The sequence below is a fragment of the Microvirgula curvata genome, from assembly GCF_054781615.1.
In genome coordinates this window covers 46124-70149 of record NZ_BAAGUB010000005.1, presented here as the reverse complement: position 1 = coordinate 70149, position 24026 = coordinate 46124, and the positions used below count along the sequence as shown (strand labels likewise).

Annotated in this window: 21 protein-coding genes; 8 read left to right on the top strand and 13 right to left on the bottom strand. The window is 65.9% G+C overall.

What is annotated here, in order from left to right; all coding sequences use genetic code 11:
* Positions 1 to 176: 176 nt before the first annotated feature.
* The 8 genes from ACYVG8_RS04400 to ACYVG8_RS04365 form a co-directional block, all read right to left on the bottom strand.
* Positions 177 to 344 (bottom strand): hypothetical protein, encoded by a 168-nt coding sequence (locus tag ACYVG8_RS04400; protein ID WP_460745063.1) that lies wholly within the window; start codon positions 342 to 344, stop codon positions 177 to 179.
* 3 nt (positions 345 to 347) lie between these two features.
* Positions 348 to 929: an electron transport complex protein RnfA gene (locus ACYVG8_RS04395; protein WP_028499020.1), complete on the bottom strand. Its 582-nt coding sequence runs from the start codon at positions 927 to 929 to the stop codon at positions 348 to 350.
* Entirely contained in the window at positions 919 to 1563 is a 645-nt protein-coding gene (gene rsxE / locus ACYVG8_RS04390; RefSeq protein WP_315384943.1) for an electron transport complex subunit RsxE, read from the bottom strand. Before rsxE ends, ACYVG8_RS04395 begins: the two co-directional genes overlap by 11 nt.
* Entirely contained in the window at positions 1560 to 2231 is a 672-nt protein-coding gene (locus ACYVG8_RS04385; RefSeq protein ID WP_199905495.1) for an FMN-binding protein, read from the bottom strand. Before ACYVG8_RS04385 ends, rsxE begins: the two co-directional genes overlap by 4 nt.
* Positions 2228 to 3271 (bottom strand): RnfABCDGE type electron transport complex subunit D, encoded by a 1044-nt coding sequence (locus tag ACYVG8_RS04380; protein WP_315384940.1) that lies wholly within the window; start codon positions 3269 to 3271, stop codon positions 2228 to 2230. The genes ACYVG8_RS04385 and ACYVG8_RS04380 overlap by 4 nt, the downstream gene beginning before the upstream one ends.
* Positions 3268 to 4590, bottom strand: a complete 1323-nt coding sequence (rsxC, locus tag ACYVG8_RS04375) for an electron transport complex subunit RsxC (protein WP_460745062.1) — start codon at positions 4588 to 4590, stop codon at positions 3268 to 3270. Before rsxC ends, ACYVG8_RS04380 begins: the two co-directional genes overlap by 4 nt.
* 9 nt (positions 4591 to 4599) lie before the next feature.
* Positions 4600 to 9501, bottom strand: a complete 4902-nt coding sequence (locus ACYVG8_RS04370) for a 2-oxoacid:acceptor oxidoreductase family protein (RefSeq protein ID WP_460745061.1) — start codon at positions 9499 to 9501, stop codon at positions 4600 to 4602.
* 79 nt (positions 9502 to 9580) lie between these two features.
* Entirely contained in the window at positions 9581 to 10468 is an 888-nt protein-coding gene (locus ACYVG8_RS04365; RefSeq protein ID WP_112692789.1) for a (Fe-S)-binding protein, read from the bottom strand.
* Between the two features lie 449 nt (positions 10469 to 10917).
* Between ACYVG8_RS04365 and ACYVG8_RS04360 the strand changes: the two genes are divergently transcribed.
* Entirely contained in the window at positions 10918 to 11337 is a 420-nt protein-coding gene (locus tag ACYVG8_RS04360) for a DUF6678 family protein (protein WP_146745111.1), read from the top strand.
* A 15-nt stretch (positions 11338 to 11352) separates the two neighbouring features.
* Here the strand turns inward: ACYVG8_RS04360 and ACYVG8_RS04355 are convergent, their stop codons facing one another.
* The 4 genes from ACYVG8_RS04355 to ACYVG8_RS04340 form a co-directional block, all read right to left on the bottom strand.
* Complete coding sequence (locus ACYVG8_RS04355; protein ID WP_084299989.1) at positions 11353 to 12570, bottom strand: HD-GYP domain-containing protein; 1218 nt, start codon at positions 12568 to 12570, stop codon at positions 11353 to 11355.
* Between the two features lie 674 nt (positions 12571 to 13244).
* Positions 13245 to 13715, bottom strand: a complete 471-nt coding sequence (locus ACYVG8_RS04350; protein WP_112692791.1) for a copper chaperone PCu(A)C — start codon at positions 13713 to 13715, stop codon at positions 13245 to 13247.
* 32 nt (positions 13716 to 13747) lie between these two features.
* Positions 13748 to 14314 (bottom strand): SCO family protein, encoded by a 567-nt coding sequence (locus ACYVG8_RS04345; protein ID WP_460745060.1) that lies wholly within the window; start codon positions 14312 to 14314, stop codon positions 13748 to 13750.
* 238 nt (positions 14315 to 14552) lie between these two features.
* Positions 14553 to 14984 (bottom strand): carboxymuconolactone decarboxylase family protein, encoded by a 432-nt coding sequence (locus ACYVG8_RS04340; RefSeq protein ID WP_028499031.1) that lies wholly within the window; start codon positions 14982 to 14984, stop codon positions 14553 to 14555.
* A gap of 144 nt (positions 14985 to 15128) precedes the next feature.
* Here ACYVG8_RS04340 and pdxR point away from each other — a divergent pair, with 144 nt between their 5' ends.
* The 3 genes from pdxR to ACYVG8_RS04325 all read left to right on the top strand — a co-directional run bounded on the left by pdxR (position 15129) and on the right by ACYVG8_RS04325 (position 19705).
* Entirely contained in the window at positions 15129 to 16562 is a 1434-nt protein-coding gene (gene pdxR / locus ACYVG8_RS04335; RefSeq protein WP_460745059.1) for a MocR-like pyridoxine biosynthesis transcription factor PdxR, read from the top strand.
* Between the two features lie 155 nt (positions 16563 to 16717).
* Entirely contained in the window at positions 16718 to 18904 is a 2187-nt protein-coding gene (locus tag ACYVG8_RS04330) for a putative bifunctional diguanylate cyclase/phosphodiesterase (RefSeq protein WP_028499032.1), read from the top strand.
* Between the two features lie 147 nt (positions 18905 to 19051).
* The gene (locus ACYVG8_RS04325) at positions 19052 to 19705 is read left to right on the top strand and encodes a DUF2325 domain-containing protein (protein WP_107890385.1); all 654 of its coding nucleotides are present in this window, start codon (positions 19052 to 19054) and stop codon (positions 19703 to 19705) included.
* 130 nt (positions 19706 to 19835) lie between these two features.
* Here the strand turns inward: ACYVG8_RS04325 and ACYVG8_RS04320 are convergent, their stop codons facing one another.
* Positions 19836 to 20108 (bottom strand): hypothetical protein, encoded by a 273-nt coding sequence (locus tag ACYVG8_RS04320; RefSeq protein WP_156952503.1) that lies wholly within the window; start codon positions 20106 to 20108, stop codon positions 19836 to 19838.
* Positions 20109 to 20141: 33 nt separating this feature from the next.
* On the opposite strand from ACYVG8_RS04320, the gene ACYVG8_RS04315 reads away from it, so the two are divergent.
* The 4 genes from ACYVG8_RS04315 (at position 20142) to ACYVG8_RS04300 (ending at position 24020) form a co-directional block, all read left to right on the top strand.
* Positions 20142 to 21614, top strand: coding sequence for a hypothetical protein (locus tag ACYVG8_RS04315; protein WP_460745058.1), 1473 nt, complete (start codon positions 20142 to 20144; stop codon positions 21612 to 21614).
* Between the two features lie 62 nt (positions 21615 to 21676).
* On the top strand, positions 21677 to 22987 hold the full coding sequence (gene eno / locus ACYVG8_RS04310) for a phosphopyruvate hydratase (RefSeq protein WP_460745057.1): 1311 nt from the start codon (positions 21677 to 21679) through the stop codon (positions 22985 to 22987).
* The gene (locus ACYVG8_RS04305; RefSeq protein ID WP_036385777.1) at positions 22975 to 23700 is read left to right on the top strand and encodes an AzlC family ABC transporter permease; all 726 of its coding nucleotides are present in this window, start codon (positions 22975 to 22977) and stop codon (positions 23698 to 23700) included. Before eno ends, ACYVG8_RS04305 begins: the two co-directional genes overlap by 13 nt.
* Entirely contained in the window at positions 23697 to 24020 is a 324-nt protein-coding gene (locus ACYVG8_RS04300) for an AzlD domain-containing protein (protein ID WP_028499036.1), read from the top strand. The genes ACYVG8_RS04305 and ACYVG8_RS04300 overlap by 4 nt, the downstream gene beginning before the upstream one ends.
* The last annotated feature ends 6 nt before the right edge of the window (positions 24021 to 24026 follow it).

The window sequence follows — 24026 nt, the reverse complement described above, 5'->3', positions numbered from 1 at the left end:
GGAAAGTTTCCGGTTTTCGGTGTTTGCTATTTATTCAGCGTGGCGTTGGGGGCGTAAATCAACCGGAGAATGGGACCGATAAAGAAATGATTGCCTGATCCGGAATGGAAGGTGTCTGTCATATGGCATGGCGCCGATCCGACGAAGCATGTCGCCATTGGCACTGCCGCATGGCGTCAATCCTGTCGCTGCGGACAGTCGTGCTGGCGGCAGGCGCGGCAGGCCGGCGCGTCGCGGCGGGGGCCCGGGCGGCAGCGAAGCTGCCAGCACGCATCGATCATGACCCAGACCCCCAGCAGCACGGCCACCAGGCAGCCTGCGCCCAGCATCCTGAGACCGATCATGGCCTACGCCCCCAGTCCGCCAAAGCCCATGAAGGCCAGCGCCAGCATGCCGGCCAGCATCAGGCTGAGCGCCGCACCGCGGCTGACATCGGGCACATCGGCCAGACTCAGCCGCTCGCGCAGTCCGGCCATCAGCACCAGGGCCAGGGTGAAGCCGGCGCCGGCGCCGAAGGCGAAGACCAGTGCCTGCAGCAGCGAGTAATGGCGTGCGGTCTGGAACAGGGCCAGACCGAGGACCGCGCAGTTGGTCGTAATCAGCGGCAGGAAAATACCCAGACTCTCGAACAGCGCCGGGCTGAAGCGGCGGATCAGCATCTCCACCAGCTGGACGGCGGAGGCGATGACGGTAATGAAGGCGATCAGCCGCAGGCTTTCCAGTCCGAGCCAGGCCAGCGCCAGATTGATTGCCCACGCGCACAGGGCGCAGATCAGCATCACGAACAGGGTGGCCGCGCCCATGGACGAGGCGGTACGGAGTTTGCCGGAGACGCCGAGAAACGGGCAGATGCCCATGAACAGCGCCAGCACGAAGTTGTTGATGATGGCCGCGTTCAGAAAGATCGACCCCAGCGATTCAGTGGACATGGCATGCCTCCGTGGACGATTGCCGGGCCTGCCGGCGGGACTTGAGGCTGTTGAACAGCAACAGCCAGCCGCCAAGCACGAAGAAGCCGCCGGGCGGCAGCACCATGATGACCCATGGCGCGAACTGCTCGCCGAACAGCTGCACGCCGAACAGGCTGCCGCTGCCGAGGATTTCGCGCACCACGCCCATCGCCAGCAGGGCCAGGGTATAGCCGAGCCCCATGCCCAGCGCATTGACGACGGCCGGCCAGACCCGGTGCTTCGACGCATGCGCCTCTGCCCGCCCAAGAATCAGGCAGTTGACCACGATCAGCTGGATAAAGGCGCCCAGCGCGTTGTACAGCGCCAGACTGATGACCTGGATCGCGTAGTCGATCAGGGTGACGAAGGTGGCGATGATCACCACATAGGTGGCGATGCGCACCGGACGCGGAATGATCCGGCTCAGCGCGGACACCATCGCCGCCGACGCCACCAGGGCGAAGGTGGTCGACAGGCCCATGGCCAGCGCATTGATGGCCGAATTGGTGACGGCCAGCACCGAGCACATGCCGAGCAGCATCACGAACACCGGGTTGTTGCGCCACAGTCCTTCGCTGAAGGTGCCGGGGGGAAGGGATGGGGGGATGCTCATGGCCTGTCCTTCGCCAGGGTTGCAAGATGGGGGCGCAATGACGGCAGCAGGCTGCCGGCCCCCTGGTTCAGTGCCGTGCCGACCGCGCGCGAGGTGACGGTGGCGCCGCAGATGGCATCGATCTGCCAGGGCGCGGTCTTCTTGCCGTGGCCGACGGTGACAATCGGGTGGGCCAGGGCGCGGCCATCGGCGGACAGCCGGGCATCGAGCCCCGGGAAATTCGCCAGAAACCCCTTGTCGCTCAGGATCTTGTCGCCCAGCCCCGGCGTTTCCGCCATTCTGACCACCGCAAAACCGGTAATGGTTTCGCGTGCCGGGTCGTAGCCGTAGACGAGCTGCACCTGGCCGGCATAGCCGCGCGCGGCGGCCTCGGCGGCGATGCCGACCAGTTTCCCCTGCGCGTCATAGGCGGCCAGCAGCCGCTGGCCCTGGCGGTCGGGCGCGGTGTCGGCCAGCAACTGTCCGCCGGCCAGCACATAGGGCCGGATGGTGGCGGCACTGGCCGGCACCACCCGTCGCGCCAGGGTTTCGGTCGCCTGCCGCCGGTTGGCGGCCGCATACGGGCGGCTCAACTCGTCCGCCATCACGATCAGCATCCCGCACAGCAGGGCGATGCCGCCCAGTACCAGAATCATGCGCTGGCTGCTTTCCCGGTTTGCGGTACTCATGCGCGTCTCCCGAATTTTCCGTGGCCGTAGCGGCGTGGCCGGGTCAGGGCATCGATATGCGGTACCAGCGCATTGGCCAGCAAAATGGCATACATCACCCCTTCCGACGCGCCGCCCCAGAAGCGAAGGGTGACGGCCAGCATGCCGATCAGCAGGCCGTAAAGCCACAGGCCGTGCCGGCTGATCGGGGCCGTCACCATATCGGTGGCCATGAACCAGGCACCGAACATCAGCCCGCCCGAGGTCAGAACGAACAGCAGCCCATCCGGCAACCGGGGGAAGGGGCCGGCGAGGGCGGTGAGCAGGGCGGCGCCGCTCAGCACCGCCAGCGGAATGCGCCAGTTCAGCATGCCGCGGACGGCCAGATACAGACCGCAGACCACGATCAGCAGGGCCGACGTCTCGCCCAGCGAGCCGCTGGCGCCGGGCGAGAACAGAAAGTGCCCGTGGGCCGGCAACTCGCCGGCAAACTTCCATGACGCCAGCGGCGTGGCGCCGGAAAAACCGTCCAGCCGGGCCGTGGCCCAGGCCGCCACCGGTGGCGGCATCACGAACGGCGGCGTCAGTGTCGACGGGATCAGCCCGGTAAAGCGGTCGGTCGCGCCGGCGGGGGTCCAGGTGGTCATGGCGGCGGGAAAGCTGGCCTGGACAAAGGCGCGGCCGATCAGGGCCGGATTGAACACATTGCTGCCCAGGCCGCCAAACAGCAGCTTGCCCAGCGCAATGGCGACCATGCCGGCCACGGCACCCATCCACAGCGGCAGGGCCGGGGGCAGACTCATGGCCAGCGTCAGGCCGGTAATGACCGCGCTGAGGTCGCGCGGACGGGACGGATCGCGAATGATCAGGCGTTCGGTCAGCACGCAACTGGCAACCACCGCCAGCACCAGCAGCAGCGCGCTGAGGCCGAACTGCCAGATCGCCCACAGCGTGACCGGCAGCAGTGCATACACCACGTGGCGCATGATCTTCGGCGTGTCATGACCGGCGAGCCGGTGTGGCGAGGCACGCAGGGTCAGCCGGACCGGTTGCCGGTTCATGATGGCCTCCGCTGGCGGAGAACGGATTTGCTGATCCGGTTGTACTGCAGCAGCGGGATGCCGGACGGGCAGCCCTGCGTGCAGGCGCCGCACTCGATGCAGTCGAGCACGCCATGGCGTGCGCTCTGCTCGTATTCCTGCTTTGCCGCCAGCTGGCCAAGCAGGGACGGGTTCAGGCCCATCGGGCAGGCGTCGAGGCACTGGCCGCAACGGATGCAGGACCGGCGCTCGCGCACCGGCAGCGAGCCGGCCGGGAACACCAGAATGCCGGACAGGCCCTTGGTGACCGGGACGTCCAGCGAGGGGGCGCTGATGCCCATCATCGGCCCGCCGAGAATCACTTCCATGTCGCCCGGTGCCATACCGGCGTGCCGGAGTACGTCGCCGATGCGGGTGCCGAGCGGAATCAGGTAATTGCCCGCCTGTTGCACCCCGGGCCCGGATACGGTCACCACGCGCTCGATCAGTCCGGCACGCCGGGGCAGCAGTTCGCCCAGCATGGTCAGCGTGCCGACGTTATTGACCACCACGCCGATGTCCGCAGGCAATTTGCCGGACGGCACCTCACGCTGCAGCACGGAGCGGATCAGCATTTTTTCCGCGCCCTGCGGATAGCGGGTCGGCAGCACCCGGCACTGGATGCTGCGATCGGCCGGCAGTTGCGCGGCCATCGCGGCGAGGGCGGCGGGCTTGTCATCCTCCACGCCGATCAGTGCGCGATGCACACCCAGCGCATGCATGGCATAGCGGATGCCCGCCATCAGCGAGGTGGTGTGCTCGACCATGACCCGGTGGTCGGCGGTCAGAAACGGCTCGCACTCGCAACCGTTGACCAGCAGGGTGTCGAGTCTGGCCTCCCGGGGCGGACTCATCTTGACGTGCGTGGGGAACGCCGCGCCACCCAGTCCGACCAGGCCGGTGGCCTGCACTGCCGCTGCCAGTGCGTCCGGCGTCAGGGTCAGCGGATCGACCGCCGGCGGCAAGGGCAGGCGGCACTGCAGACTGGACGGGTCGGTGCGGATGGCAATGGCCGGTGTGCGGCGGCCATCGGCCATTGTCAGCAGCGGCAGGGCTTCGACCGTGCCGCTGACCGGCGCATGGTGCGGAATCGACACAAAGCCGTCGGCTTCGGCGATCAGCTCACCGCGCGCCACCGGCTGACCGATCCGCACGCAGGTGCGGGCCGGCTTGCCGATATGCTGGGCCAGCGGCACCGTCACCCGCTCGGGAAACGGCAGGCGGCGGATCGGCAGGCCCGCGGTGCGGGCCTTGCCATGGTCGTCGTGCCGGGGGGCGAACATCGCCTCGAACAGTGTCATGGTCTGTCCTTATGCGAAGTGACTGGCGCGTTCGCGCAGCGCAGGCAGGCCCGGCTCGTCCGGATTGGCCGGCGTACCCGGGTGGATGCAGGCTGCCGGACAGTGCTCGGCCGCCCGCACCAGCTCGGCATAGGTCGCCGCCGCCGGGTCGGCCACGGTTGCCCTGCCGTCCGGACCATAGGCAAACGCCTTGCCGTTCAGACGGGTGCAGTCGTCGCAGGCGGTGCAGTCGGCCGGATCGATCCATGCCGGCTCGAATGTCGTTGCCGCCGTTGCTGCCGGAGCGGCAGCCGGCTGCCCGCCGGGCGGTGGTGCGCTGCCGGCGAGTGCGAACAGCGTGTCCGACAGCTGGCGCGCCATGTCCTGGCGTGCACGGGCGACGGCATCCTGCACCTGGCTGCCTTGCGCCTGTCCCGACAGGGCGCGCAACTGGTGCCAGAAGCGCAGACGGTCGTCGGCCGAGCGCACAATGCTGTCGCTGACCGCCAGCCGTCCGATGCGGCCATCGCCCTGCAGTACCTCGATATACGGCACATGGCCGGCGCGTTCGGCCTCCGGCAAGGCGAGCAGCGCGGCGAACGGCAGCATCCGTCCGTTGTCATCGGCCGCTCCGATCTTGCGGAAGTGCTTGCCGAAGCGCGCTTCGGTACAGGCGAAGTCGGCAAAGGTAAAGGGCTTTTGCCGGCGCAGCGGCTGGCCGCTGTCGTCGTGGCCGACCAGTTCGGTCATCGGCCAATCGGCATCCGGCGCCGGATTGCCGCTCAGGTCCAGCCCGTCGCTGATCAGCGGCCCGGCATCCGGATCGAAGCGGAACAGCGGGTAGGCGCGCGATTCGACCGCCAGCCGCGACTGGCGATCCATGCCGTCGTCCGCCACGCCGTGCTCGGCCGGACAGACGGCATAGATGTTGAACAGGGCCGGTCGCTGGCTGTTCAGACCGTCGATAAAGCCGCCCAGCAGGTGCGGGAGATGGCTGACGGCCGACTGCAGCACGAAGCTCGTGCGGTGGGCCATGGCTATCAGGCCGATTTCCTTGCGGATTTCCTGCTTGCCGCGCCCGACCTTGCCATATGGCGACATGTCGGACACCTGGCCGACAAAGCCCGAGGTGCAGGCCTGGCCACCGGTATTCGAGTACACCTGCGTATCCAGCACCAGTATCTTGACCGGCGTGCCGGAGGCCAGCGCACGCGACAGGTTCTGGAAACCGATGTCATACATGGCGCCATCGCCGCCGATGGCCACCACTGGCGGGCAGAGCTGCCATTCGTCGTGGCTGAAGTCGCGCCAGTTGAAGCGCTGGTAGAAACCGGCCTTTTCCGTGGTAAGGGGGGCGCCGGACAGCACGTCCTCCACCCGGCGGATGGCCCGGAAACCTTCGGCCATGCGCGACATATGGCCCTCGAACAGGCCCATGGCCATCGACGGACTGTCCTGAAACAGATGCGAGGACCACGGGAACGGATACGGGTTGTACGGCCAGGACGAAGCCCACACCGAAGTACAGCCGGTCGAGTTGACTGCCCCCATGGCGGCCCGCCCGCTGCCGGACGGACCGGATTCGTAGCGCCAGACCAGATCGCGCAGCCGGGCCAGCAACTGTCCCATGTCCTTGAGCCAGGCGCGGTCGACCACGGTGTTCTCATGGCCACTGTCGAGCAGGTCGGCGAGGCGGGACAGGGTCAGGTCGCCGTCCGGAACGGCAAGGCTGGCATCGGCCAGTGCCTCGGCATCGGACAGGTCGATGCCCGCCACCAGCTGCTGGCGCATATGGGCTTCCAGCCGGACGATCAGGTCCTTCAGCCGTGTCAGCTGGCGTTCCACCCGCGGCTGCATCAGCGCGCTGACCGTCGAGGTGAACAGGTGGATGGCGGTCTTTTCTCCGCAACCGAGACAGGCACCGTCGCCACAGGCCATCGACCCGTAGTGGCGCTTGTCGAGCAGCAGGGTTTCCAGCGCGCCGATCCCGTTGTCGAGATCGCGGATGCGGGCGAATTCCGGCGGCGTATTGGGCAGGTCGCGCCACAGATCCCAGCGCTGCCGCAGCCCGGCAATGGCGGCCTCGTCCTGCGGGCGGGCGCTCAGCGCGCCGTCCTTGCACACGCTGATACAGGCCATGCAGCCCTTGCAGGTGGACGGATTGACCGTCAGTGCAAACAGCCCGCCACTGCCGGCGCACTGCTTTTCGCGCACGGTCCAGTACGGTGCGGTGAGGGCAAAATCGGTGTCCCCCAGTTCGCTGCGCAGCCGCCCCAGCTCCCGCTCCAGACTGTCGTGCGTCTCTCCGGGCTGCTGCTCGGCCAGTACCTGATAGATGGCGCTGTCGAGTGCGGTACCGACCTGGCCGCCGTGGCCCTGCGGGTGACAGCCGGCATGCAGCAGGGTGGCCAGCCTGTGGCTGACCCGGCGCAGATGCACGGTCGGCGTGCCGCCGGTTTCGATGCGGCGGATCAGCGTCGCCAGCAAGTCGGCCGGCCGGACCACCAGGCCCGGCAGGGCCGAATCGGGACACACGGCATAGCACTTGCCGCAGGCCGTGCACTTGTCCGGCTGCCAGTGCGGGTAGTCGAAGCGGATCTGTGTCATGTCGCGCATCAGCCCGGTGACCGGTGGCAGCAGCGACAGGGCCTGGAACGGGTCGGCCGGCCGGTCCGAGCCGCGGCCCGCCACGTAATGCACGCCGGTGCGCTGCCAGAAGCGGTGGATGTCACCCAGCGGCGACTGGCTGCGCGGCCGTGCCGCCAGGGCTGCCGGGGCGACGGGCAGCAGGGCGGGGGCGTCGGCTGCCTGCGGCGGCATGTGGCGGATCTCGCGGGTCTGGTCGAAGCCGCGCCGCACCACGCGCAGATTGTCGGTCACCACCTGCTCGCCCTTGGCGCCGAACTTGCGGCGCAACTGCGCCTCGATGGCGGTGAACAGGCGCGCCTCGTCAAGGCTGGCGCGCGCCATCAGCGGCGAGGCGGCAAAGAAGGCGCCCTGGAAGGCATTGCCCTGCATGCGCAGTTGCAGCTCCGGATGGCTGGCCTCGTCGCGGGCGATCGAGAAACCGTCGACAAAGAACAGGCGAATCCCGCGCTCGGTGATTTCCTGCTGACGGGCCGTCGGAATGCCGGCCCAGACCGTGTCCGGGTCCGGGCTGTCCGCCTGCAGAATGAACACGCCGCCGGGTTTCAGGCCATCCAGCGGATTGGAGTGGCTGAACACATTGGGGTCGGGCGACATCACCACGTCCACGTAGCGATACTCGCAGTTGAGGCGGATCGGCGTCGGGGCGGCGGCAAGGTAGTAGGTGGTCGGCTGGCCCTTCTTTTCCGAGCCGTACTTCGGATTGGCGCGGATTTCCCAGTCCAGCAGCTCGAACAGCGTCATGGCCAGGTTCTTGCCGGTGGTGATGGCGCCCCAGCCGCCGATGGAGTGGATGCGAACGGTCAGGGCGTCCGGCGGCATCAGGTCCGGATTGACCGAGCCCTTGACCGCCAGTTCGCGCACCTGCGGATAGGCAGCCAGCAGACTGTCGTTGCATTCCGCCTCGACCGGCGACAGCGGTTCGCTGATGAAGTCGATACCCAGATAGAAGAAACGGCGCTGGCTGCTGTCGGGCAGCATGTTTTCCACCGCGCCGATCAGGCATTCCGGCTGCAGGTCGCGTGAACCGAGGCCGTACACCCCCGAGTACAGATCGGGCGCCTCGGCCGCGGTCATGGCGGCATGGCCGGGGTAGGGCAGCGGCTTGCCGCGCGGGGTGCGGCCGTTTTCCAGACACTTGCCGAGAGTGGCGCGGACTTCGCGCATCAGCGGCAGATCTTCGGCCAGCGGCTGGTCGGTCCGTTCCAGCACCGCCACGCCCTTGCAGCCCTTGATGACCTCGCCCAGCAGATCACCGGCAAACGGCCGGTACAGGGTGATGCCGACCACACCGACCCTGAGCTGGCGTTCGCGGCGCAGCCAGTCGGCCACGGCCTGCGCCTCGACAATCATCGAACCCATGCCGACGATCAGATAGTCGGCGTCGTCGCAGCGGTAGCGTGACAGACGCTGGTAGTGGCGGCCGGTCAGCGCGCCGTATTCGTGCATGGCCTGATCGGCCAGCCCGGCGACGTGGGCATGGAAGTACGGACGCTGCGCCGCCATGGTCTGCATGAAGGCGTCCTGGTTCTGCACCCCGCCCGACATCAGCGGCAGGTCGACGTCCCACAGTGCCGGCACCCGGCGGCGGGTCGGGCCGAACAGCAGGCGCTGTGCCGGCGTCGGGCTGTCGATCAGGTCTTCCGGCGAACCGAGGTATTCGGCAATCAGTTCGCGCTCGGGCTTGCGGATCGGCTCCAGCAGGTGAGTGGTCAGAAAGCCGTCCTGGGCCACCACCGCCGGGGTCAGTGCCAGTTCGGCGGTGCGGCGGCCGATCAGGTTGAGGTCGGCGGCTTCCTGCGCGCTGTTGGCGAACAACTGGAAAAAACCGGTGTCATCGATGCAGTGAAAATCATCGTGGGCACAGTGCACATTGAGCGAGGCATGGGTGATGGCGCGGCAACCCATATTCAGCACATAGGGCAGGCGCTTGCCGGCGGCGGCGTACAGCGACTCGTGCATGAAGGCGATGCCCTGCGACGACGAGAAATTGGTCGCCCGCAGACCGGTCATCGACAGACCGGCGGTGACTGCCGCTGCCGCGTGTTCGGATTCCGGCTCGACAAAGATCAGCGGTCTGCCGGAGACATTGATATGGCCGTTCGCCGCCTGCTCGGCCCAGTACTCCCCCATCTGCGTCGATGGCGTGATCGGGTAGGCGCCGGCGGCGTCGGATGCCTCGCGCTCGCACAGGATCACCGCGGTATTGCCATCCACGGCCATGCGTTCGCCCGGATATCGGTAGCGGACTTCTTCTGCCGCCTTTTTTCCCTTGATGCCAAACATGATTAAGCCTCTGAGTCGTAGATCAGGAATTCGGAGTCACTGTGGTCGGGCTGTCGCGGCCGCATCGGGCCGGACGCGCTCACGGGGTATGGGCAGGGGAGACCGGCAGCGCTTCCCGGCGGCGGACTGGGCCGGCGGCAGGGCCACGCTCCGCCGTGGCCGGCGTGGACAGCCAGACAATGGCGCCGGTCGGGCAGCGGGCCGTGGCCTGGCGCGACGCCTGGCGCGCGTCGCCGGCAATGACTGCCAGCCCGTCCTCCAGCCGGATCAGTCCCGGCGCGGCGTCGGCCACGCAGCGGCCACAGGCGGTACAGGTGACGGCACAGGCATCACGGGCATCAGGGCCGGGCTGGCGGTTGCGACAGGCCACCCACAAGCGGTTTTCCAGCGGTTCCAGGGAGATCAGGGCGCGCGGGCAGGCATCGACGCAGTCGCCGCAGGCCGTGCAGCGGTCCGGGTCGATCACCGGCAGGCCGTGGGTATCGAGATGGATGGCATCGAAGCGGCAGCGCAGCGTGCAGTCGCCCAGTCCCAGACAGCCCCAGCTGCAGGCCTTGGCGCCGCCGGACACCATCTGGGCGGCGCGACAGCCCGGCAAGCCCTGGTAATGGGCGCGCTGGCGGGCCACATGCTGGCCGCCGGCACAGGCCAGCCGCGCCACCCGGCGCACCCGGGTGCCGACAGGGGTGCCGAGCAGGGCGGCGATGCGGGCCAGTGCATCGGCCGGGGCGGTATTGCACGCGGCGGGGGCAATCTGTCCGGCCAGCAGGGCGTGGGCGAACTGCTGGCAGCCCGGTACGCCGCAGCCCCCGCAGTTGGCCTGCGGCAACAGTTCGCAGATGGCTTCCAGCCGCGGATCTTCTTCCACCTGCAGCCAGCGGTATGCGAGCGCCAGCAGGGCGGCCAGCGTGCCGCACAACACCGCCATTGCCATTGCGGCGGTACTGATGTGGGAAAGGATTTCCATGGTCTCTGTCGTGTTTGATCCGGTGATCCGGGCCGGTATTGGCTCCGGTCCGGATATCAATGACTACGACACAAGACTGAGAGGCGAGGGGCTTGTCGGTCAAGCGGTTGCTTGGTTGAATCGCGGCAATATCCTGATATGGTCAGAATTATTAATATTCATGACGCAATTTCGATAAGTCATTCATTTTGCTGATTCATTTCTGAAGTCTGCGAAATGGATTTTCAATAAGTTATCGAATCGGCAAGTTCACAAAGCGACATGTCAGATATATCGGGTTAATCCCTTTGGTATTTTTCTGGACTCGGGAATCATTATGGCCGGAGAAAAAAGCAACCTGTTTTTTCGCCCTGTCCGGCCGATCGGGTATTTCGCCGCGAGTCCTGAAAAACGCATGCCGGGCAGAATCCGGTATGCTTGCCGCCGCACCCGAACTTCATTCCCGGTCCATGTACAAACTTGAACGCCACAAGGCCGAGGTGCGGGACGAGGTCAACCGCCTCGGCCTGTGCCCGCTGATGAACGACACGCGCTGGCGGCGGCTGCAGGCCGCCATCGACAGTCTGCCGTTTCCGCCGCCCTACCAGCGCAAGGACGTCCTGCGCGCCGAGCCGGACTCGCCGGACCTCGATGCCGATGTCAGCTACCAGGGCAATTACACGGACGAGTGCCTGGGGCCGTTTTTCGCCACGGAATGGATCCGCATCCGGCCGCGCTATCTCAAGCAGGTCGGGCGCCTGCTGCCGCCGGTCCTGGTCGATTGCGAGGCGGAGCTGCTGCAGGCGTTACGGGCGTACGGGCTGCGGCATGAACGGGACGGGGACACGATCGTGATCCACGGCTACAAGCCGACTGCCAGCGCTGGCTGACGGCCTGCCCGAACCTTATTTCAGCCACAGGCACATATCGTCCAGGTGCCTGAAGTGCCAGCGGTTCTCGTCTTCCGGTCCGATGATGCTGTCCTCGCAGCAGGGGGCGCCCAGATCGAGAAGGTGCATGGGGATCGGCTCGTTGTCGAGCAGCGAGAAGAACACCCGCACGGTGGGGCGCAGCAGCGAATCCTGTCCCGGCTCGGTGACCACGGCCAGTCGCTGGGACGCCAGCCGCACCAGCGAGCCGACCGGGTAGATGCCGACCGACTTGACGAAGGCATTGAACAGCACCTTGTCGAAGTGCCCGTCCCAGCTGGCCATCTGCCGCATGGCGCCGGCAGGATTCCAGGGTTCCTTGTACGCGCGTTGCGAAGTCACCGCGTCATAGACATCGCAGATCGCGCCCATGCGTGCCAGCAGCGGAATCTCGTTGCCGGCCAGACCATGCGGGTAGCCCTGACCATTCATTTTCTCGTGGTGGTAAAGCGCAATCTCCTGTACCTCGGGCGCGGCGCCGCCGGCACGCAACAGCTCGGCCCCGGCGGCCGGGTGGCCTTTCATGATCTCGAACTCGGCATCGGTCAGCTTGCCCGGCTTGTTCAGTACATCCAGCGGCATGGCTGCCTTGCCCAGGTCATGCATCAGACCGCCGATGCCGGCAAGGCGGGTGTGCTCTTCACTCAGTCTGAGTTGACGAGCCAGGGACAGCATCAGCGCACAGACAGCGACCGAGTGCAGGTAGGTGTAGTCGTCGTGGGTCTTGAGGCGGGCCACGCTCAGCAGCGCGATCGGGTGGCGCTCGATGGAACTGGCGATCTCGTCCACCAGCGGCAGGGTGGCATTCGGATCAATGGCCTTGCCGAGCCGGGCCTCATTGAACATCTCCACGATCTGTCCCTTGGCAGACAGGCAGATGTCCTTGGCGCGGGCCACTTCGGAAGCCATGGGGCTGGTGCTGTCACAGGTCTCGACCGGCGGGCTCATCCCGGTCAGCGCAGGGGCCTCCGGCGCGTCCGGCGGCGCCTCGCTGCGGCCTTCCGGCCGGGGGCATCCAGCCGTGGACTTGATCCATACCTCGCGAATACCCGCTTCCATGATGGCGCGGATGTCGGCCGGGTCGGTCAGCAGAAAACTGCCCCGCAGGAACGGGTGCTTCAGCCAGGAGCCGCCAAGCTTGTGAATGTACATGCCGGGGCGCAGGTCTTGGACGGGAATGCGTTTTGCCAACATGGTGTCTCTTTGGTGAAGAAGGGGGGGTTACTGCACGGATACCCGCTGACGACCCGCAGGCTGCACTGCCTGGTGCCGGCCATGCCCTGCGGAGTATTCAGCTCCTTGTCTTGCTGCCAATGATATTGGCATTCTAGAGGGCTGAAAAAATCATTTCAATCATGACTCCGGTGAAAATGCCTGCGAAGTGTTGTCGGTTTTACCGTAGTGCTGCATCAGGCGCAGCGCCTGTCTCGTCCCACACCTTAGTGATGCAGACACAGGGCGGACATAGGAAACCATGATGACAGCAGGGATGTCGCATTCCTGAAGTATCCCTTTCCCCGCGCCGGCAAGGCTTGACGCGGCGTAAAGGGCCATGGCGACAATCAGGTGGCCGGTTGACGAAGATCAACGTCGTGGCCGTTGCCGGGGCCGTGTTTCTCCTGCGGCATTCGACCAGGCGCCCGGACGGGCAGTGACATCGCCATTGAGAGCGTCAAAGGCGTGATGAATGGAAAAGAAGGCATCGCCAATTTCATTCACTGTACGTCCACAACCGGCACGGACCGGGCAGATGAATGCTGCTGCATGGTCCGGGGCCGTGGCACAGGTGATTTGAGCGGTGTACCGGGACCGGGAGCCTGGCCGGCCCCCGGTCCCGTACCGTCATGCGTGCCGGCCCGTGTTCCGGCTTACTGGTGGGCGTCGTGGCTCATGCCGCCGCCGTTCAGCGCCCGGGCCGGGGCGCTGACGGCGACCGATTCACGCTTGCCGTCAGCGGTCTCGAATACCAGCGTCAGCGGCACCTTGTCGCCTGGCCGGATCTGCTGTTTCAGCTCGATCAGCATGATGTGGTAACCGCCCGGGCGGAGTTCCACCGCCTTGCCGGCCGGCAGCACGACACTGGCGACCTGGCGCATCTTCATCACATTGTCCTGCATGGCCATCTCGTGGACTTCCACCGCCCGGGCCACCGGCGACGCCGCGCTGACCAGCTTGCTGTCGCGGTCGGCGGTCAGGCGCATGAAGGCACCGGTGGCCTGCTGCTGCGGCACGGTGGCGCGGACCCAGGCATCACTGATCGTGACCTGTGCCTGGGCGGCGGAGGCGATGATGGCGCCGGTACAGAAAACCAGTGCGGTTCTGATCGGGGAGAAGGTCATGGTGGGGCTCTTTTCCTGGCTGGGTGAAAGGGTCAGGCGAGGGCGAAGACCTGGCGCAGGTCATCGACGCATTCATCGACACTCTGGCTGTGCTGCAGCGCCAGCCGCAGCTTCCCGTGCCGGTCAAAGACAAAACTCAGCGCGGTGTGATCCATGGTGTACGACGATCCGGTCGGGACTTTCTGGTAGAACACATTGAAGTTGCGGGCCGTGGCAGCCGTCTGTTCCGGGGTGCCGTACAGGGCGACAAAACCGGGGTCGAAGGCAGCGACATACTTGTCCAGCACCTCTGGCGTATCGCGCTCCGGATCGACGGTAATGAAAATGACCTGCAGCTGTTCGCCATCCTTGCCGAGCGCCTTGCGGATCTGCGTGGCCCGGTACAGCGCGGTCGGACAGACATCCGGGCACTGGGTAAAGCCGAAGAACACCATGACCACCTTGCCGCGATAGTCGGTCAGCGTGCGGGTGCGTCCCTGCGGGTCGGTCAGTGCGAAATCGCGCCGGACATCCTGATCGCTGAAATCCATGCCGTGCAGGTTCTTGAAACGGCTGGCGGCAGGTTCTGCCTTTGGTCCGCAGCCGGCCAGCGCCAGCATGAGCCCCGCTGTCTGCAGGAGAAAAAGGCGTCGCGGGGTGTCGTAAGGCATCGGCATGGCATCGGGGTCGAGGTACGACCCGGCTGTAGGAAAAGGGCTGGCCGGCCAGCCGGGCGGGGCGCCGCGGACAAGGGCCATGACAGGCGAAAGCACTATAACCCTTACCCGGCTGACCGCTGCTGTGACAGATTGCCGCAGCAGCGACCACGCCGGGCCGATGCGGAAAAGGCGCGGACGGCTATTGCCGCAAACCGATGGCCAGGCGATTGAATGCGCTCATCAGCGCAATGGCAAAGCACAGGTCCGAGATCTCGACCTCGCTGAAATGGGCCTTCAGCGGTTCGAATGCCTGATCCGGCGCATGAGTGCGGGCCACGTCCACCAGTGACTCGGTCCAGGCCAGCGCCGCGCGTTCGCGTTCGCTGAAATGCGGACTCACCCGCCAGCCGGCCAGACTGTCCAGTCTGGCATCCGGCATGCCGCCTGCGCGCAGCAGCGCCGCGTGCATTTCCAGACAATAGGCGCAGCCATTGATCTGCGAAATCCGCAGATTGACCAGTTCGATCAGCGTCTTGCCGAGCGGGCTGTGCGCCAGGGCTTTCTTGACGGCACCGAGACCCTGATAGGCGTCCGGCGAGAGGGTCTGGTACGGCAGGCGAAGGGCAGTCATGCAGGGATTCCAGTAGCGGGGAAAAAGAAAAGCCGGGCTCCCGGATGGCAGTCATCAGGATTCCCCGGCGGTCTGTCGCTACTTTAGGCAACCAATGGCATAGTAAACAGGTGCAAGAATGAACAATTGGACTGGGCCATGGACATGGACTTCCGCCTCCCGGCGCTGCAAAAGCTGCAGGGCGAACCGATCTACCTGCAGCTGTACCGGCGCTTTCGCGACGCGATTGCCGAGGGCAAGCTGCGTCCGGGCGACCGGGTGCCGTCGGTGCGGAGTCTGGCCAGCGAGCTGAACCTGGCGCGCGGTACGGTGGAAACGGCTTACCAGATGCTGGGCAGCGAAGGCTATCTGCTGGCCCGGGGGCCTGCCGGCACCGTGGTGTCGCCCCGGCTGGCAGACCGCACTGGCCGTGGCGCACCCCCGGTCCGGCCGTGTTCCCCGTCGGCCCCGCGGACAACGGTGACCGAGCCGCCACCGTTTCAACTGGGCCTGCCCGCCCTGGACATGTTTCCGCGCAAGACCTGGGCACGACTGGCCGGACGTCATGCGCGCACCCTGGATGTCGCCGCCATGGCCTATCCCGACCCGTGTGGGCATGAAGCGTTGCGTCATGCGATCGCCTCCTATCTGGGCATCTCGCGCGGCATTGCCTGCACGCCTGAACAGGTCTTTGTCACGGCCGGCTATCGTTGCGCGCTGGATCTGGTCTGTCGTGCCGCGCTGCAGCCGGGCGATACCGGCTGGTTCGAGGACCCGGGATACCGCTTCGCCAGGCAGTTTCTGGAACAGGCCGGCATGCGCTTGTCGCCGGTGGCAGTGGACGACGACGGGCTGGATGTCGAGGCCGGGCTGCGGCAGGCCGGCGCGGCGCACTTTGCCCTGGTCACCCCCTCGCACCAGAGCCCGCTGGGCGTTGCCCTGTCCCTGCCGCGCAGACTGGCCCTGCTGGAATGGGCCACGGCTACCGGTGGCTGGATCATCGAGGATGATTACGACAGCGAATTCCGCTACCACGGCCGTCCGCTGCCAGCCCTGAAAAGCCTGGATCGCGCCGGACGCGTGCTCTACACCGGGACGTTCAGCAAGGTGCTGTTTCCCGGGCTGCGTCTCGCCTATCTGGTCGTTCCCGAGTCGCAGATCGCCAGATTCAGGGAGACGGCAAGCGTGCTGCATGGCCACGGCGCCATCCTGCATCAGGCCACCGTGGCCGATTTCATGGCGCAGGGACACTTTGCCCGCCACCTGAAGACCATGCGCAGCCTGTATGCCGAGCGTCGCGGCTATTTGCTCGATGCCCTGACGCAGGTGTTCGGCGATGCGCTGTACGTGCCGCCGCGCCGGGGCGGCATTCATCTGCTCGCCCATCCACGGGCCGGCTGCAGCGACCGGACGCTGGCCACGCTGGCGAATGCCGAAGGGCTGGCGGTGGAGGCCCTGTCCGCCTGGGGCCGGCTGGACACGTCTCCTGAAGGGCTGTTGCTGGGCTTCACCAATCTGGCGACGGCCGGGCAGGCACTGGGCCTGTGCCGGCGGCTGGAGAAAGCCTGGGGGCGCTTGCCGGGCCCGTCCGTGACTTGACGCCGGCAGGCCGCCGCCTGTCAGCTGCAGCCCGGTGTGCAACAGGATTTTTCATCAGCATCGTCTACAGTAAATGATATTTGCATTGCCGCGTGGCAGGTCGGGGCGCAGCTGAACAGACTTACTCAAGAGATGACTGGAAGAAGGCGGTTTCAATGAAATGTCCTGCGATACAGGCCAATGAAAAGGAACGGTTGATCGCACTGGGCGCCTACGGGCTGGAGGACGGGCAGCCATTGCCCAGCCTGGACCCGGTCGTTCATATCGCCGCGCGGATGTCCGGCATGCCGGTGGCAGCGGTCAACATGATCGGCACTGACCATGTGTTCTTTGCGGCCAGCACCGGTGTCGGTGAAGTCGACATGCGTCGCGACGTGTCGTTCTGTGCCCATGCCATCAATTATCCGGACGGGATGGTGATACCGGACACGATGCTGGACGAGCGCTTTCACGACAACCCGCTGGTGACCGGTGCCGCCGGCGTGCGCTTCTATGCCGGCGTGCCGCTGCTGTCGCCGGACGGTCTGGCGCTGGGGGCATTGTGCATCCTCGACCGCCAGCCACACCCCGAGTTCTCTGAGGAGGAATGGCAGCGTCTGCGCGAGCTGGCCAGGATGGCGTCCGACCGGCTGGAACTGCGCCGGATCGCGGTCAGCGCCGAGCGGACCCGGCCGAAGTTCGACGAATACGCCAGCGGCTCGCTGACGCCGGTCATCTGGTTCGACGAAGACGGCGGCATTGTGGCCTGGAATGATGCCGCTGCCGCCGTGTATGGCTACACGCAGGCCGAAGGTATCGGATGCGCGGTCGACAGCCTGCTGGCCGAGGACGAGCGCCCGGCGTTCCGGGCACTGATTGTGCAGGCGGTGGAAGCGGGATCGCTGGACCGGCTCGACGTGCCTGCCGAACTGAATGGCCTGTGCCGCAACGGTCAGGTGCTCCGGCTCGGTTTTTCGCTGTTCTGCTGGCGGGATGCTGGCCGGCTGATGTTCGAGGCCGTGCTGCGCGACCAGACGGCGCAGCGGCGCGAGCGGGACGAATTGCGCCAGCAGGCCTGTTTTGACGCCCTGACCGGGCTGGCCAACCGGAGCCGGTTCTATCGCTGCGTCGAAGCCGTGCTGACCCGTGCCGAACCGGCCGTGGTACTGATGATCGATCTGGACGGATTCAAGGACATCAACGACACGCTCGGCCATGCGCTGGGAGACAGCATCCTGCGGGAGGTGGCGGTCCGGTTGAGCCATATGGCCGGCCCGGCCGATACCGTCGCCCGCATCGGCGGGGACGAATTTGCCGTGCTGCTGACCGGTATCAGCGATCCGGATGCAGCATCGCAGGCGGCGGATACGGTGATCGGGATCATTGGCCGGACGATGGTCATTGACGGCCACGAGATCCGGGTCTCGGCCAGCTGTGGCGTGGCCCTGGCCCCGCTGCATGCGATGGAAGCGCTGGAACTGGTCGGCAATGCCGACCTGGCGCTGTTCAAGGCGAAGAGCATCGACCGCGGCCGGCGCTCGCTGTTCGAGCCTGCTCTGCGGATGGAGGCGGTGGCGCGCCGGCGCCATGGGCTGGAGCTGCACCGCGCGGTCGACAATGGCGAATTCCTGCTGTTCTACCAGCCGCAGGTCAGCCTGATCGACGGGGCCATTACCGGTGCCGAAGCCCTGATCCGCTGGCTGCATCCCGAGCGCGGGCTGCTGACGCCGGCGGCCTTCCTGCCCTCGCTCGAAAGCGGGCCGCTGGCCGCCACGGTCGGCGCCTGGGTGCTCGACGCGGCCTGCGCGCAGGCCGCGTTCTGGCGCCGGCACGGCGCGCCGTCCCTGCGGATGGGGGTCAATCTGTTCGGCGCCCAGTTCCGCGTCGGCGGGCTGGCTGCCGATGTCATCGGCGCGCTTGAGCGGCATGGACTGCCGCCGGATGCGCTGGAACTGGAGGTGACCGAAAATATCGCACTGGCCCACGACGATGTTGCGCTGGCGACGCTCGAGCGGCTGCGCGCGCAGGGCGTCGGCATTGCCTTCGACGACTTCGGCACCGGCTATGCCTCGCTGAGCCTGCTGAAAACCTATCCGCTGACCCGGATCAAGATCGACCGCAGCTTTGTCCAGGGCATGCTGGAATCGCGACGCGATGCGTCCGTGGTTCGCGCCATCCTCGACATGGCCCGCAGTTTCGAGCTGCAGACCATTGCCGAGGGGATCGAAACCGATGCCCAGCGCCAGCGGCTGCGGCTGGAGCGGTGCGACGAGGGGCAGGGCTATCTGTTCGGCAAGCCGCTGCCGGCCGCACAGTTCGAGCTGTTGCTGGGCATCGGCCGCGGCGCGAAGGTCGCCGCCTAGGCCGCCGACCGGATTTTGGGCTTTTAATAAGAATGATTGTTATTTACTATGCGGGGTGTGCCGTTTCAGGAACCGGATTTCCGCCATGACCAAACCGCTTGCTTCACCGGCATCGACCGGCCGCTTCACCGCTGCGGGGGTGACACCATGACCGTCTCCACCCAGGATTTCGAACGTCTGGTCGATGAACACCGGGTGCTGATCCGCCAGTACGCCCAGGTGCAGGCCCGCAGCCACCAGTACATGAGGACGCAGGAGGCAGAGATCGAACGCCTGCAGGCCGAAGCCGTGCAGTTGCGTGCGGCGCTGATTGCACGGGATACGGCACTGGCCTGGGCGGCGGAAGACCAGGCCCGGATGGCGGCGGCCCTGCCGGGGCTGCCGAGGCGCTTTGCACTGGCCCGGCGGGTGGAGTCGCTGCTGGACCGGATGCAGACCCTGCTGCGCGAGCGGACGGCGTGGCAGTGGCGCGGGGCAGGGGGGCGGCTGACCGCGGGGCAGGAAAAGGCGGTGCTCTGCATCGGCCAGGACCCGATGACCGCCAGCGCCACGCGCGAACTGGTCGAGCAGGTGGGCGGGCGTTTCCTGCACCATGATGGCGGCGATGAAGTCGATGCGTCGATGCTCGAGGCCAGCCTGATTGCGGCCGACCTGGTGATCTGCCAGACCGGTTGCGTCAGCCATGGCGCCTACTGGCGGGTCCAGGACCACTGCAAGCGTACCGGCAAGCGCTGCGTGCTGGTCGACCGCCCCGATGCGCTCGACGTGGTACGGGTATACCGGTCGGCAACCACGCGCTAGCGGCCCGGGCTCCCGGGCCGGACGGCGTCCCCGCAGCCTGCCGGCACGGGACCAGGCGGAGAAAATCAGCGCTTGTCCGATAGTTGATAGTTAATGTCCTGCTTCCGGTAATCCGTGCCGGCCGCCATGACTACACTCGTTCCTCTGTTGCCAACACGGCATGCATCGCCCACGGCGATCGCTGGTGATAAAGAGGAAAAGGGTGGAAATGACGCTGGAAGCCATAATTGACCCGCGCGGTCAGGTCGGAATAAACACAATCGGATTGTCGCCCCGTCCGGACATGGCCGCGTTGAAAGCCGGCCCCATCCTTTTCTACGACAATACCAAACTGGATTTCTGCCATTACGCGGAAATCTTTACCGCAATCAAAAGAAACTTCCGCGAGCGCGGCATCTGTCATTTTTCCGACTTCCGGCAATCCGTGCGCGGCAGCATGTCTTCCGATCTGCGGGAACGGGCCCGCCATCTGGCGCGGGACGGCTATGTTGCCGCCGTGGTCGCGCTGGCCGACATGGGCACTTCGCCGATGACCACGGTGCTGGCCATCGAACTGGAAAAGGCGGGCATTCCGACCCTGCTGATTTCCGCACCGCCGGGAGATGGCCTGGCCAGACATGTGGCTTATTTCCGTGCCGGCCATCTGTGCATCTGCAATCTCGACATTTATCAGGCCAGCACGGTCGACGAGATTACCCGGCAGGTCGAAGAGAATATCGGCTACATGATCGATGCCCTGACCCTGCCCGGCCATGAAATCGACCAGTGCGCGGCAATTGACTCACTTCTGGATACACAGCCGCAGTGGGACCTGAATGATGCGCTGAAACTGGTGGAAGGGCTGGAGAAAAATGGCGACGCGGCGCCAGGGCGCTATCTGGAAGTCCTGATGAACCAGTGTGAGGCGCTGTCCATCGGCGATGGGCTGCCGTTCATTCCGCCGACGGAAGCGCGAGTGGCCAGAATGGCCACCTTCTGCCCGTATCCGCCGACAGAGGTCCTGATTCCGGAAGCCGGGCCATCCGGCAAGGACATCACGGTCCGGGACGTCATGGTCAATGCGGTCATGGCCGGGTGCGAACCCGAATACCTGCCGGTGGTCATTGCCACCTTTCAGGCCATGCGCAACCCGGCATTCAATTTCCAGCAGTCGATTACCACTTCCTACAATGGTGGCAATCTGGTGCTGGTCAGCGGTCCGATCGCCCGCGAACTGCGCATCCACTCCGGCCAGGGCTGCCTCGGCCCGGGATTCCGGGCCAATGCGACCATTGGCCGGGCGGTCAACCTGACCCTGCTCAATGTCTGCCGCGCCTATCCCGGCAAGGCGGATCTGGGCTGTCTGGGCTCGCCGGTCGAGTTCACGTACTGCTTTGCCGAAAGCGTGGAACACAGTCCGTGGCCCGGCATCAATGCCGAGCATTTCGATGAGCAGACGTCCACCGTCTATCTGCTGAAAGCCGAACCACCGACTGATGTCGTGGACTTTCTCAGCAGGACGGCCGCTGGCCTGCTGGAAACCCTGATCGACAGCGCGACCCACCTCGGGCGGATGAACGCCTATATCCCCGGCCGCATCCTGATTGTCCTGACCCCCGATCACGCGCAGATGCTGACCCGGGACGGCTGGGACAAGCCGCGACTGCGCCAGTACCTGTTCGAGCGGATCCACAACCCGCGCGCCAGCGTCGAGGGCCGGGGACTGGTGCCGGTGCGGCCGGCGTCGTTCGGGGCCCTGGACCCGGTACCGGCCACCCGCAGCCCCGGCGATATCGACCTTGTCGTTGCCGGCGGACGCGGCGGGCATTCGGCCATCATCGCCAGCTGGGGCCTGTACAGCGATGCCGTGGTGCAGCCGGTCCGGTTGCCGGACGGTCGCAATGCCAGAAGCATTCTCGATTTTCAATAAGAAACGCTATCCGCTTCCCCGACCCGGGGAAGCGCCCGCCGCTTGCGGCAAGGAGAGTCGTCATGTTTGCCATCAAAGAAATCGTGGCCAGGGAAGTACTCGATTCCAGAGCCGATCTGACCCTGGAAGTGGACGTGCTGCTGGAAAATGGTGTCATGGGCCGCGCGATGATTCCCACAGGCTGCTCGGTGGGAAAACATGAAGCCGTCGAGCTGCGCGATCATCAGTCGACCCGGTTCAATGGCAAGGGCCTGTTGAAGGCCATCGACATGATCCGCACCGAGATCCGGCCGGCGCTGCTGGGCAGGAGCCCGCTGGACCAGACCGGGATCGACCGGCTGCTGATCCGCCTGGACGGCACCGACAACAAAAGCCGCCTTGGCGCCAACTCGATTCTTGGTGTGTCGATGGCGGTGGCCAAGGCGGCGGCCAGCCATCTGGGGCTGTCGCTGTGCGCCTATCTCGGCGGCAAGACCGGCCATGAGATTCCGCTGCCTATCCTGACCATGCTGTGCGGCGGCAAGCACGGCGGCGGCAATGTCGACTTCCAGGATTTTCAGGTGATTCCGCTGCGGGCACGAAGCCTGCACGATGCGCTGGCCATCGGGAAAAATATCTATAACGCGCTGAAAAGCCTGATGAAAAGCCAGGGCATGCCGGTCGGCGTCTCCGGCACCGGCGGCTTCATGCCGACGCTGCCGTCGAACGAGAGTGCGCTGCAGATGCTGACCGATGCCATCATGCTGGCCGGCTACCGGCCGGGGGTCGATGTCGGACTGAGCATGGATGTTGCGGCGGAAATGTTCTACGAAGGCAAGCGCTATCACCTGAAGTCGGAAGGGCGGACCCTGACCGCCGACGAGTTTATCGGCCTGCTGGAACAGATGGTCGACCGCTATCCGATCGTGCTGATCGAAGACCCGCTTGGCGAAGACGACTTCGACGGCTGGACCGAGATTACCCGGCGGCTCGGTGACCGTATCGAACTGGTGGGCGATGACCTGTTCACGTCCAGTATCCGGCGCTTCGGTCTGGGCATCGACCGCCGGATGGCGAACTCGATCCTGGTCAAGCCGAACCAGATCGGTACCCTGACCGAGACGCTGGACATCATTGCCGCCGCCCGGGCCGCCGGCTATGGCGTGGTGATCTCGCGGCGCTCCGGTGAGACCGAGGACACCTCGATCGCCGACATCGCCGTTGCCACCAACTGCGGCAAGGTCAAGTTCGGCTCGTTCGCCAGGAGCGAAGGACTGTCCAAGTACAACCAGTTGCTGCGGCTGGAAGAAGCACTGGGACCGGCGGCGCTGTTCCGCGGCGCCCAGACGCTGAAAGCAGACCTTGGCCGCCCGGTGGGGGCATGCCTGCAATGAACCGGCTGCCCAGGCCCTTTGTCGACGGCATGCTGGCGGCCATGCCGCTGGTGCCGGGTTTCATTCCGTTCGGCATTCTGACCGGCATCAGTGCCATCCAGGCCGGCATGCCGCCGCTGACGGCGCAGCTGTCGTCCCTGTTGCTGATGTCCGGGGCCTCGCAGATTGCCGCCGCCTCGCTGATGGTCGCACACAGCCCGCCGGTCATGATCGTGCTGACGCACTGGATCATCAATCTGCGCTATCTGATCTACAGCGCCGGCCTGTCCACGCACAAGCTGGCCTTCACCCCTGCCACCCGGGTGCTGGCCGCCCACCTGCTGATCGACCAGACCTATGCGCTTTCGCATCTGCATTACGAGACGAACCGGCTGTCCGCCCGCGAACGCACGCAATACTATTTCGGCACGGCGTTCCCGCTGTGGCTCAGCTGGCAGCTGTTTACCGCCGTCGGCATCGTATTCGGCCAGGTCGTGCCCGAGCGCTGGGAGCTGGATTTCGCCATCACCCTGTGCTTCGTCTCGCTGCTGGTGCCGGTGCTGAAAAACCGCCCGATGCTGCTGGCCGGCCTGGTGTCGGGAGCCATCGCGGTGCCGCTGTACGGGCTGCCCTACAATCTGGGGCTGTTTGTCTCGTCCCTGTGCGGGGTCATGGCGGGGATTGCGGCCGAATACTGGCGGGCGCGGGGCAAGTGCCACAAGGTGGCATCATGAGCCAGTCCATGATCTGGGCCATCCTGCTGGCTGCCACGGTGGGCACTTTCCTGTTCCGCTATTCGTTTCTGTGGCTGTCCGACCGCTATCCGATGCCGGAACGGATGCGCCAGCTGCTGAAATACATCCCGGCCTCGGTAATTGCGGCGCTGACCCTGCCGGCGATCCTGACCCCGGCCATCCATGACGGCAACTGGCATGCGCCGCGTTTTCTGGCCGGAGTGATCGCCATGCTGGTCATGTGGCGGACACGCAGCGCGCTGCTGACGCTGGTGCTGGGCATGATCGCGTTGTGGCTGGGCCGCTGGCTGGCGCTGTAGCCGGGA